General features: G+C 44.3%; 9 protein-coding genes. 7 read left to right on the top strand and 2 right to left on the bottom strand.

Translation table 11 applies throughout. The annotated features are described in order from the left end of the window. Positions 1-36 precede the first annotated feature (36 nt). Entirely contained in the window at positions 37-1,080 is a 1,044-nt protein-coding gene (gene ilvC, locus NXV01_RS24760; RefSeq protein ID WP_122136875.1) for a ketol-acid reductoisomerase, read from the top strand. Positions 1,081-1,558: 478 nt separating this feature from the next. On the opposite strand, the gene NXV01_RS24755 is transcribed toward ilvC, so the two are convergent. Further along, entirely contained in the window at positions 1,559-3,496 is a 1,938-nt protein-coding gene (locus NXV01_RS24755) for an AAA domain-containing protein (RefSeq protein ID WP_259023355.1), read from the bottom strand. A 66-nt stretch (positions 3,497-3,562) separates the two neighbouring features. Between NXV01_RS24755 and NXV01_RS24750 the strand changes: the two genes are divergently transcribed. The 6 genes from NXV01_RS24750 (at position 3,563) to NXV01_RS24725 (ending at position 11,441) form a co-directional block, all read left to right on the top strand. Next, entirely contained in the window at positions 3,563-5,806 is a 2,244-nt protein-coding gene (locus tag NXV01_RS24750; RefSeq protein ID WP_259023354.1) for an aconitate hydratase, read from the top strand. Positions 5,807-5,809: 3 nt separating this feature from the next. Next, entirely contained in the window at positions 5,810-7,006 is a 1,197-nt protein-coding gene (gene icd, locus NXV01_RS24745; RefSeq protein WP_148365137.1) for an NADP-dependent isocitrate dehydrogenase, read from the top strand. 20 nt (positions 7,007-7,026) lie between these two features. Continuing rightward, positions 7,027-8,370, top strand: a complete 1,344-nt coding sequence (locus NXV01_RS24740; protein WP_148365136.1) for a citrate/2-methylcitrate synthase — start codon at positions 7,027-7,029, stop codon at positions 8,368-8,370. Positions 8,371-8,554: 184 nt separating this feature from the next. Then, positions 8,555-9,316, top strand: a complete 762-nt coding sequence (locus NXV01_RS24735) for a DUF1295 domain-containing protein (protein ID WP_074557642.1) — start codon at positions 8,555-8,557, stop codon at positions 9,314-9,316. Positions 9,317-9,369: 53 nt separating this feature from the next. Next, a complete protein-coding gene (locus NXV01_RS24730; RefSeq protein WP_195650559.1) occupies positions 9,370-10,593 on the top strand; it encodes an NADH:flavin oxidoreductase in 1,224 nt (407 codons plus the stop codon). Beyond that, complete coding sequence (locus tag NXV01_RS24725) at positions 10,590-11,441, top strand: SDR family oxidoreductase (protein ID WP_148365134.1); 852 nt, start codon at positions 10,590-10,592, stop codon at positions 11,439-11,441. The genes NXV01_RS24730 and NXV01_RS24725 overlap by 4 nt, the downstream gene beginning before the upstream one ends. Here the strand turns inward: NXV01_RS24725 and NXV01_RS24720 are convergent. Further along, positions 11,421-12,344 (bottom strand): LysR family transcriptional regulator, encoded by a 924-nt coding sequence (locus NXV01_RS24720; RefSeq protein ID WP_148365133.1) that lies wholly within the window; start codon positions 12,342-12,344, stop codon positions 11,421-11,423. The two genes, NXV01_RS24725 and NXV01_RS24720, sit on opposite strands and share 21 nt — an antisense overlap. Positions 12,345-12,368: the final 24 nt, after the last annotated feature.

The raw sequence follows: 12,368 nt of genomic DNA, 5'->3' as shown, positions 1-12,368 counted from the left end.
TGACGTAAGTCATCAAAAACTAAAAACAAAAAGAAAATGGCACAGTTGAATTTTGGAGGTACTACTGAAACTGTAGTAATCCGTGACGAATTTCCATTGGAAAAAGCTCGTGAAGTATTGAAAAATGAAACAATTGCTGTAATCGGTTATGGCGTACAGGGACCTGGACAGGCACTGAACTTGCGTGATAACGGTTTCAATGTAATCGTTGGTCAACGTGAAGGAAAAACATACGATAAAGCAGTAGCAGACGGATGGGTTCCGGGCGAAACTTTGTTCGGCATTGAAGAAGCTTGCGAGAAAGGTACTATTGTAATGTGCCTGTTGTCTGACGCAGCAGTAATGTCTGTATGGCCTACTATCAAACCTTACTTGACTGCCGGAAAAGCTCTTTATTTCTCACACGGTTTTGCTATCACTTGGAATGACCGTACAGGTGTAGTTCCTCCTACTGATATCGACGTTATCATGGTTGCTCCTAAAGGTTCGGGTACCTCTTTGCGTACTATGTTCCTCGAAGGACGTGGCTTGAACTCTTCTTATGCTATCTATCAGGATGCTACAGGCAAAGCAATGGATAGAACCATCGCACTGGGTATCGGTATTGGTTCCGGTTATCTGTTTGAAACAACTTTCCAACGTGAAGCTACTTCTGACTTGACAGGTGAACGCGGTTCATTGATGGGTGCTATCCAAGGTTTGTTGCTGGCACAGTACGAAGTATTGCGTGAAAACGGTCATACTCCTTCTGAAGCATTCAATGAAACAGTGGAAGAACTGACACAGTCATTGATGCCGTTGTTTGCAAAGAACGGTATGGACTGGATGTACGCTAACTGTTCTACTACTGCTCAACGCGGTGCTCTTGATTGGATGGGCCCATTCCACGACGCTATCAAGCCGGTAGTTGAAAAGTTGTATAATAGCGTGAAGACTGGTAACGAAGCACAGATTTCTATCGACAGTAATTCACAACCTGATTATCGTGAAAAATTGAATGAAGAGCTCCGTCAACTGCGTGAAAGCGAAATGTGGCAGACTGCTGTTACTGTTCGTAAACTTCGTCCGGAAAACAATTAAACTGGATAAATTATACAAGTTTGTAAAAGGGAGAGGGCTGTTTGCTTTCTCCCTTTTTGGGTTAAAAAGAGATTTAGAAATGAATAAATGAAGCTTTCCGAAATTATTTTTCAAAAATATATTGATTATATGGACAAAAAATGCAAGTTTATGTTTATCTTTGCGTCATCAGATAAAATAAACGAGAAGTATGAATTAACTTAACCAGCCCTGAAGAATGATTAACATCACTAAATAAATAAACGAATGACGCTGCTTTTGATTTCTCAGAAGTGGTGATTTAGTGTGTTTTATCTTTATGGGAGTTGATATTTCTTTTTGAAATCTGCATTTGTATATTGAAAGTAAAAGTCTTTTTAATGGCTTCTTAAATAAAGAATAGTACTGACGTAAAATAAAATATTGTTTGTTTTGTTTGTGTTAAAACGAAGTGTGGTTTCGTGAGAAAGTGCACTTTGTTAAAAGGAGGATTAAGTATTTAATCCTCCTTTTTAATGAATAACATCAGCCTTTTGTAAAAAGGATGTTTGGTAAGGGTAGAGGTATCTCCTAATATAACAAGCTTCATTCGTGCCCTTGTAATCGCTACATTCATTCTTCGCAAATCATTCAGGAACCCAATCTGCCCATCCTCGTTGGCACGTACAAGACTGATGAAAATAACGTCCCGCTCCTGTCCCTGAAAACCGTCTACCGTGTTTACAGTGATGAGGCTGCGGAAGGGGCGTAAAAAGCTGCTCCCTTTGATCTTTCCCCTCAAATATTGCACTTGCGCCTTGTAGGGTGAAATCAGACCGAAATCAATTCTTTCATCCAATATCCGTTCTTTGCCGATCCGTTCGATATATGCTTCCAGTTCCTGTAGTAATAGATTGGCTTCCTGCTTGTTGATGCGTCCGAAACTCTCACCTACAAAATCTTCGTGAAAGTCCATTTCCGAAGTATCAATCCAATTCATAGGGGTGTCAAAATCAAGAATACCCCGGTAGCGCACTTCCGGAGCAGCTTCCAGTTCTCCGTGGTAGAACCAGTCGGAGGGAAACTGCATGATGGCTTCGTGCATTCTGTACTGCACTTTTAATAAAGAAACAGCAGAAGGCTTTTGCTGAACCACTTTTTCCATTAACGTGTGATCCAGTCCTCCACGAGCGGCTTCTATACATTTGATAGTTGGTGGGAGCTGGCAATGGTCTCCTGCAAGGATGACGCGGTCTGCCTTACGGATGGCAATCCAGCAGGCAGCTTCGAGCGCTTGAGCAGCTTCATCAATGAACAAAGTAGGAAAGCGACGCCCGTTGAGCAGACGATGGTTGCTGCTGACCAGTGTAGAAGCAATCACACGGGCACTATCAAATAGATCGGCATTGATTTGTATTTCCAACTCTGTGGCACGATCGCGGAGATGGCTCATGCGATTACGCATACCTTCCCGTTCAGAATAACTTCCCCGGCGCATCCGGCTACCCATTTCACGGATAGATTTGCGAATTCCCCAAAGTTCCGGATAGGCAGGATGGCTTTCAAACCGGCGTTCGTAGGTGGATGAAAGCATTCTGTCGTTGACCCGGGTAGGATTCCCGATGCGGAGTACGGGTACTCTCCGGTCTACCAGTTTCTCACAAATCCAGTCGACAGCAGTGTTGCTTTGTGCACAGACAAGCACTTGCGGTTCCCGGTGCAATGTTTCGTAAATTGCTTCGACAAGAGTCGTTGTTTTTCCGGTTCCCGGAGGACCGTGAACGATGGATACATCACGTGTGCAGAGTACCTTGTTGACAGCTGTTTCCTGGGTGCTGTTCAGCCAGGGGAAGCGGACAGGATATAACTCCCGGAATCCCGGTTTTTGTGTGCCAAGCAAAATATCACGCAGTTCTGCCAGACGATTATCTTTAGCGCGTATGGTGTCTTCCAGTGCCTCGAACATGGCCCGGTAGGATGTTTCGTCAAAATAAAGTTGCACCCCCAGTATGCCGTCAGTTTGCAGTTCCGCTAAAGCTCCCGCTCCGGGAAGTACAACTACCATTCGCTCCTCATCTGCAAAGCTGACAGTAGCGATGAAATTCATGTACTTCACTTTTCCTTCGAATGACTGGTGGAAAAAGCAGACGGGGCGGCCGAACTCGAAGGAATGCTCCATTTCTTTATTTTCGGTTCGTGTAATATCTATTACAAGCTGATTCAGAGAATTGTAGTAACTTCGGCCAAGAGAGACGGGATACCAGCAGAGACCGCGTTTCACTTTACGGGCAACGCCCATTGTTTCGGTCTGCCGTTTAAATTCTTCCTTTTCGTGTTCATACTCCATCCGTAGGAGGAGTTGCTGTTGCTGAAGGTCGATGATTGGACTTTTCGGATTATTACTCATAATAGGCGCAAAGGTAACAAATCTTCGTTCCGGGTAGAAAAAATATTTCATTTTGTTAAACATTACTCGAACGCCGTTCGTTATTTTTATAGATAGACTCATAAAAGATAAAACAATATGGTATATGATGTGACTATGTTAGAAGCTTTCTACGCTGCTTATAAAGGAAAGGTAGAACACGTACGGGCTATATTGAAACGCCCCTTGACGTTGGCCGAGAAGATTTTGTATGCTCATCTGTATGATGTAGCCGATTTAAAAGATTACAAACGGGGAGAAGATTATGTGAACTTCCGTCCCGACCGTGTAGCTATGCAGGATGCGACTGCGCAGATGGCATTGCTTCAATTTATGAATGCAGGTAAGGATCAGGTGGCTGTGCCCTCAACAGTACATTGCGATCACTTGATACAGGCGTATAAAGGTGCAAAGGCGGATATTGCTACGGCAAGATTGACCAATGAAGAAGTATACGACTTCCTTCGCGATGTATCTTCCCGTTACGGCATCGGTTTCTGGAAACCGGGAGCAGGTATTATCCATCAGGTAGTACTCGAAAACTATGCTTTCCCCGGCGGTATGATGGTAGGAACGGATTCCCACACTCCTAATGCAGGCGGACTGGGCATGGTAGCTATCGGTGTTGGTGGCGCGGATGCTGTGGATGTGATGACAGGAATGGAATGGGAACTGAAAATGCCGAAGATTATAGGTGTTCGTCTGACCGGAAAACTAAGTGGCTGGACATCTCCGAAAGATGTAATCCTGAAACTGGCCGGCATCCTTACCGTAAAAGGAGGAACAAATGCTATTATCGAATATTTTGGTCCTGGAACCGAATCCCTTTCTGCTACCGGGAAAGCTACCATTTGTAATATGGGTGCCGAAGTAGGGGCTACTACCTCTCTGTTCCCGTTTGACGGGCGCATGGCTGCCTATTTGAGGGCTACCGGAAGAGATTGTGTGGTCGATTGGGCGGAGGCTGTCGATGCCGATCTTCGTGCGGATGATGTAGTGACCGACGAACCATCCAACTATTACGACCGTGTGATTGAAATAGACTTGTCGGAACTCGAACCTTATATAAACGGACCGTTTACACCGGATGCCGCTACTCCTATTTCCGAATTTGCAGAAAAAGTGTTATTGAACGGCTACCCCCGCAAAATGGAGGTGGGCTTGATCGGTTCATGTACCAATTCTTCTTATCAGGATTTGAGTCGTGCAGCTTCTTTGGCGAAACAGGTCACTGAAAAGAACTTGAGTGTCGCTGCTCCGTTAATCATCAATCCGGGTTCGGAACAAATTCGGGCTACTGCCGAAAGAGATGGGATGATTGAAGCTTTTGAACAGTTGGGTGCCACGATTATGGCAAATGCCTGTGGCCCTTGTATCGGTCAATGGAAACGCGAGACGGACGATCCGACACGGAAAAATTCAATCGTTACTTCTTTCAACCGTAACTTTGCCAAACGTGCTGACGGTAATCCGAATACCTATGCGTTTGTGGCTTCTCCGGAACTGACAATGGCATTAACGATTGCCGGCGATCTCTGCTTCAATCCGTTGAAAGACAGATTGGTGAATCATGACGGAGAAAAGGTGAAACTATCCGAACCAGTAGGAGATGAACTCCCTTTGAAAGGTTTTACATCCGGAAACGAGGGGTATATTGCCCCGCACGGAGCAAAAACGGAAATCAAGGTGAAGCCTGATTCTCAACGTCTCCAGCTCCTGACGCCTTTCCCGGCATGGGACGGACAGGATTTACTGAATATGCCTTTACTGATTAAAGCACAAGGAAAATGTACTACCGACCATATCTCTATGGCAGGTCCGTGGCTCCGCTTCCGGGGACATTTGGAGAATATTTCCGACAATATGCTGATGGGAGCTGTCAATGCTTTCAACGGTGAAACGAACAGCGTTTGGAATCGTTCAACAAATACTTATGGAACAGTTTCCGGTACGGCAAAAATGTATAAGTCTGAAGGTATTTCGTCTATAGTTGTTGCCGAAGAGAATTATGGAGAAGGTTCCAGCCGTGAACATGCAGCCATGGAACCGCGCTTTCTCAATGTGCGTGTCATTCTGGCTAAGAGTTTTGCCCGTATCCACGAAACGAATCTGAAAAAGCAGGGAATGCTTGCTCTTACTTTTGTAGACAAGGCAGACTATGAGAAGGTTCAGGAACACGATCTTTTGTCAGTAGTAGGTTTAGTCCATTTCGCACCGGGTCGCAATTTGACGATTGTTCTTCATCACGAAGACGGAACGAAAGAAAGTTTTGAAGTACAGCATACCTATAATGAACAGCAGATAGCCTGGTTCCGTGCCGGCTCTGCTTTAAATGCAAGATAAAATATGAGCAAGATAACCATGCAAGCAGATGGTACGTTGCTGGTGCCCGATGTGCCTACCGTACCTTATATTACCGGCGATGGAGTAGGAGCGGAAGTGACTCCTGCCATGCAAGCCGTAGTGGACGCAGCTATCCGGAAAGCTTATGGCGGCAAACGTCGGATCGAATGGAAAGAAGTGTTGGCTGGAGAACGTGCTTTCCATGCAACAGGTTCCTGGTTGCCGGATGAAACAATGGAAACCTTTCAGGAATACCTGATAGGAATCAAAGGCCCGTTGACAACTCCTGTCGGAGGTGGAATCCGGTCGTTGAATGTAGCGCTGCGTCAGACACTTGATTTATATGTCTGTCTTCGTCCAGTTCGTTGGTATCAGGGAGTACAGTCGCCTGTCAAATCACCTGAAAAAGTGAACATGTGCGTGTTCCGTGAAAATACGGAAGATATCTACGCAGGTATCGAGTGGGAAGCTGGTACTCCGGAAGCTGAAAAGTTCTATAAATTCCTGAAAGACGAAATGGGAGTAACAAAAGTCCGTTTCCCGGAAACCTCTTCTTTCGGTGTGAAACCTGTATCACGTGAGGGTACTGAACGTCTGGTACGTGCTGCCTGCCAGTATGCGCTCGACCATCATTTACCTTCTGTAACGCTGGTGCATAAAGGAAATATCATGAAGTTCACGGAAGGTGGCTTCAAGAAATGGGGTTACGAGCTGGCACAGCGTGAATTTGCCGATGCTTTGGCAGATGGCAGACTGGTGATAAAAGATTGCATTGCCGATGCTTTCTTGCAAAATACACTCCTGATTCCCGAAGAATATTCCGTGATAGCTACCTTGAATCTGAATGGAGACTATGTTTCCGACCAACTGGCGGCCATGGTAGGCGGTATCGGTATTGCTCCGGGAGCAAATATCAACTATCAAACAGGACATGCCATTTTTGAAGCGACTCATGGAACAGCTCCCAATATTGCGGGAAAAGATGTGGTGAACCCTTGTTCTATTATACTTTCGGCCGTAATGATGCTCGAATATTTTGATTGGAAAGAAGCGGCTGCTCTGATAGAGAAAGCCTTGGAACAAAGCTTCCTGGACGCTCGCGCTACACACGATTTGGCTCGTTTTATGCCGAATGGAACCTCCCTCTCTACTTCCGCTTTCACTCGTGAGATCGTGGAAAGAATTGAAAAACAAAAGTAACGAATAAAAAACGAAGAAAGATGAAAAAAGAGTACCTGATTTACAAACTTTCCGAGGAGATGAAGGAAGCTACCCGGATTGATAATGAATTGTTCCCAAAGTTTGATGTGAAACGCGGATTGCGTAATGAAGACGGCACAGGTGTATTGGTAGGTTTAACCAAAATCGGTAATGTAGTAGGCTATGAACGTATTCCGGGTGGTGGATTGAAACCGATACCGGGAAAATTATTCTATCGTGGTTATGATGTGGAAGATATTTCGCATGCCATTATCAAAGAGAAACGTTTCGGTTTTGAAGAAGTGGCTTACCTGTTGCTTTCCGGACGTCTGCCGGATAAAGAAGAATTGCTTTCTTTCCGTGAATTGATTAACGACAATATGCCGTTGGAGCAGAAAACAAAAATGAATATCATAGAGTTGGAAGGAAACAACATCATGAATATTCTTTCACGCAGTGTGCTTGAAATGTACCGTTTTGATGCGAATGCGGATGATACTTCCCGGGATAACCTGATGCGTCAGAGTATTGAACTGATTTCGAAATTTCCCACTATCATTGCTTATGCGTACAATATGCTTCGCCATGCTACTTTCGGACGTTCTCTGCATATCCGCCATCCGCAGGAAAAACTCTCTATTGCCGAGAACTTCCTGTACATGTTGAAAAGAAATTATACCGAACTTGATGCTCGTACCCTCGATTTGTTGCTGATTCTTCAGGCAGAACATGGGGGCGGTAACAACTCCACTTTCACTGTTCGCGTTACTTCTTCTACCGGAACGGATACTTATTCGGCCATTGCCGCAGGTATCGGTTCATTGAAAGGCCCGCTTCATGGAGGTGCAAATATTCAGGTTGCCGATATGTTCCAGCATCTGAAAGAGAATATCAAAGACTGGACAAGTGTGGATGAGATAGACACTTATTTCACCCGAATGTTGAATAAGGAAGTATATAATAAGAGCGGATTGATCTACGGTATAGGACACGCCGTTTATACAATCTCCGATCCCCGTGCTCTTCTGTTGAAAGAATTGGCTCGTGACCTTGCCCGTGAAAAAGGAAGAGAAAGTGAATTTGCTTTCCTCGAACTGTTGGAAGAACGGGCCATCGCTACTTTCGGACGTGTTAAAAACAACGGAAAGACAGTATCCAGCAATATCGACTTCTATTCAGGCTTCGTGTATGAAATGATCGGCTTGCCGCAGGAAATCTTCACTCCTCTGTTTGCTATGGCACGTATCGTAGGCTGGTGTGCACACCGTAATGAAGAATTGACCTTCGAAGGTAAACGAATTATCCGCCCGGCTTATAAGAATGTACTCGATGATTTGCCTTATATTCCAATCAAGAAACGCTGATAAAAACAAATCCTTTTATTGAATATATAAGTGATCCCGGATGTATGCCTCGTAATTTCAGGTATGCGTTCGGGAATGCTGTTTTTTTATGTTCTTAAAGGAATGTATTTCAGATTCTTTCTATTTTTTGTACCGTCATTCGTTTCATTTTTGTTATTTTTGCGTGTTACAAAAAAAGATCGACATGAATATAGCTGCTTTTAATCTGTTTCTGGGCGTGATGAGCCTGATTGCCCTGGTTGTTTTTATCGCCCTTTACTTTGTGAAAGCCGGATATGGCATTTTCCGTACGGCATCGTGGGGCGTAGCTATATCCAATAAACTAGCCTGGATATGGATGGAAGCTCCCGTTTTCCTAGTGATGTGTGTAATGTGGATATATTCCGAGCGTCGGTTTGAACCGGTAATCTTCACTTTTTTCCTGTTCTTCCAGATTCATTACTTTCAACGTGCTTTCATTTTTCCCCTGCTACTGACGGGGAAAAGTAAGATGCCGCTGTCAATCATGTCGATGGGTATTCTTTTTAATTTACTGAATGGCTATATGCAAGGTAAATGGATCTTTTATCTTGCTCCCGAAACGATGTATCAATCCGGTTGGTTCGCTTCACCGTGGTTTATTATAGGCACACTGCTTTTTTTCACAGGTATGCTGACGAACTGGCATTCGGATTATATCATCCGGCACTTGCGCAAACCGGGAGATACCCGGCACTATCTGCCTCAAAAAGGTATGTACCGTTATGTCACTTCCGCCAACTATTTCGGTGAAATAGTGGAATGGGCAGGATGGGCGATACTCACCTGTTCACTTTCCGGACTTGTTTTCCTTTGGTGGACGATTGCTAACCTTGTTCCTCGTGCCAATGCCATCTGGTGCCGTTATCGCGAAGAATTCGGCGATGCAGTGGGAGAACGGAAACGAGTGTTCCCTTTCCTTTATTAGGTATTAGGGCATTTTTCATTACGACTTAAATATGACTCAATAAATATACTACTATGGAATCTAAACTTTTTAGTCCGGTCACCTTTGGCCCTTTGACGTTGCGGAATCGAACAATCCGTTCGGCAGCTTTTGAGAGCATGTGTCCGGAGAATACTCCTACGCAGATGTTGCTGGATTACCATCGTTCGGTAGCTGCGGGAGGAGTGGGTATGACAACAGTGGCTTATGCTGCCGTGACGCAAAGCGGACTTTCTTTCGACCGTCAGTTGTGGTTGCGTCCGTCTATTATTCCCCGTTTGCATGAATTGACAAAAGCTGTGCACGATGAAGGTGCAGCAGTGGGTATACAAATCGGACATTGTGGGAATATGTCCCATCGAAATATTTGTGGTGTCACTCCTATATCCGCATCTTCGGGTTTTAATCTTTACTCTCCTACATTTGTGCGTGGAATGAAAAAGGAGGAGTTGCCGGAAATGGCACAAGCGTATGGAAATGCTGTCAATCTGGCGAGAGAAGCAGGATTTGACGCTGTTGAAGTGCATGCAGGACATGGTTATTTGATTAGCCAGTTCCTTTCTCCATATACCAATCATCGGAAAGATGAATATGGTGGTTCGCTCGAAAACCGGATGCGTTTTATGGACCTGGTGATGGAAGAAGTGATGAAAGCGGCAGGCAATGATATGGCCGTTTTGGTAAAAATGAATATGCGTGACGGTTTCAAAGGAGGCATGGAGATTGACGAATCGATACAAGTGGCTAAACGTCTATTGGAACATGGCGTTCATGGATTGGTGTTGAGTGGAGGCTTTGTGAGCCGTGCACCGATGTATGTGATGCGGGGTGCCATGCCAATCCGTTCGATGTCTTACTATATGAATTGCTGGTGGCTGAAATACGGAGTCCGTATGTTTGGTAAATGGATGATCCCCTCTGTACCTTTCAAAGAAGCATATTTCCTTGAAGATGCACTGAAATTCCGGGCAGCTCTTCCGAATGCGCCGCTGATTTATGTCGGCGGTCTTGTTTCTCGTCAGAAAATAGATGAAGTGCTCGATTCCGGTTTTGATGCCGTACAGATGGCGAGAGCTTTGCTCAACGAACCGGGATTTGTGAATCGGATGAAAAAGGAGGAACAAGCACGCTGTAGCTGTGGACACAGTAATTATTGCATCGGTCGTATGTATACGATAGAAATGGCTTGTCATCAACATTTGAAAGAACAAATCCCTTTGTCTTTACAAAAGGAGATTGATAAATTGGAGAAAAAATGAGTGAAATGAAATGGGCGATTATCACCGGTGCGGACGGAGGAATGGGGACAGAAATAACACGTGCCGTAGCCAAAGCCGGTTATCGAATCATAATGGCATGTTATAATCCGAAGAAAGCGGAGATTGTCCGCGAACATTTGAGCAAGGAAACCGGAAACCCGTATTTGGAAGTAATAGCTATTGATTTGTCTTCCATGCAATCGGTAGTTTCTTTTGCCAACCAGATTTTGGAAAGAAACCTCTCCATTGCTTTGCTGATGAATAATGCCGGAACGATGGAAACAGGTTTTCATACTACTTCTGATGGGTTTGAGCGAACGGTAAGTGTGAACTATATGGGACCTTATCTGCTTACTCGGAAATTGGTTCCGCTGATGGTGCGTGGAGCGCGTATCGTCAATATGGTTTCTTGTACATACGCAATTGGTAAACTCGATTTTCCCGATTTCTTTCACAGAGGAAAAACGGGGAGTTTTTGGAGAATTCCTGTTTACAGTAACACCAAACTGGCTTTGTTACTATTTACTTTCGAACTCTCCGGGCAACTTCGTGAGAAAGGAATCACCGTCAATGCTGCCGATCCGGGAATTGTTTCTACCAATATCATTACGATGCATAAGTGGTTTGATCCGTTGACGGATATTTTTTTTCGTCCTTTTATCCGCAAACCGAAGAAAGGGGCTTCTACGGCAGTCGGTTTATTGTTGGATGAAAAGGAAGCAGGCGTGACAGGACAACTGTATGTCAATAACCACCGGAAAAACTTGTCTGATAAATACACGAATCATGTGCAGAAAGAGCAGTTGTGGGAGGTGACGGAACGGTCGTTAGCGCAGTGGCTGACATGATTCATTATGACATTTTTCGAATTCAGTTGTCATTATTTCTTTGATCTGTTGGATCTCGTCGCTTAATATTGAGTTTTTCCGATGTCCGATGTAGAGTGTATTTTTCATCTCTACATATCCTTTCCACAGGCATATAATATCTCCTCGTTCTATAGAATCCCGGCAGATAGAATGAGGCATAAGTGCCAGGCCGACACCTTTTTCCAGACAGCGGAGAATGGTGTTCTTGTCAGGCATCACATAATTGGGTGCGAAATCGCTCTCTTTTTTGAAATTGAGTTTCCAAAAACGCGCCCATATATTTTTTTCGTTGCTGTACCAAAGTTGAGATTGTAACCATTTTCTTACCTGACCCTTATTCTCAATATCCAGCTGCTGGAATTGAGAGATATCGGTTTCTTTTCCTGCAGCGACGATAAATTCGGAGGTTCCGAGAACTTGATATGAAATATTGTGAATGGGCGTTTCGATTGAAGTGATAATAATGTCTACCGAACCGCTTTCCAGAAGCTCACTCAATTTGTCGTTGTCTCCGAATTGTACGATGAGATTAAAATCTAAATCGGCGATATGAGGAGCTATTAGTTGAGAAAATAGTCCCGAATATACTCCAAGGCAAAGAGTCATTCTCTCTTTTCCACTTCTCTTGCGGACACTGTTTTCTACTTCTTCTAATTTGGTGAGTGAATAACATATTTGCCGGTATAGCTTTCTTGCTCGTTCATTGGGAATCATTTTCCGGGTGTTACGTTCAAATAACGGATGTCCGATATAATTTTCCAGTGAACTTAAATGCAGACTGACGCCAGGTTGAGAAATATTCAACTCTTTGGCGGCGTCGCTCATAGTTCCCGTATCAAATATAGCTTTAAAGGTTCTAAACCACTCCAGATCTGCTCTCATCTTGTCTTATTTATTAGAAAAGTT

It is taken from the genome of Bacteroides sp. BFG-606 (assembly GCF_024788145.1).
Classification (GTDB): Bacteria; Bacteroidota; Bacteroidia; order Bacteroidales; family Bacteroidaceae; genus Bacteroides; species Bacteroides vicugnae.
The sequence above is the reverse complement of the archived record's forward strand: the minus strand, read 5'-3'. Positions and strand labels throughout refer to the sequence as shown.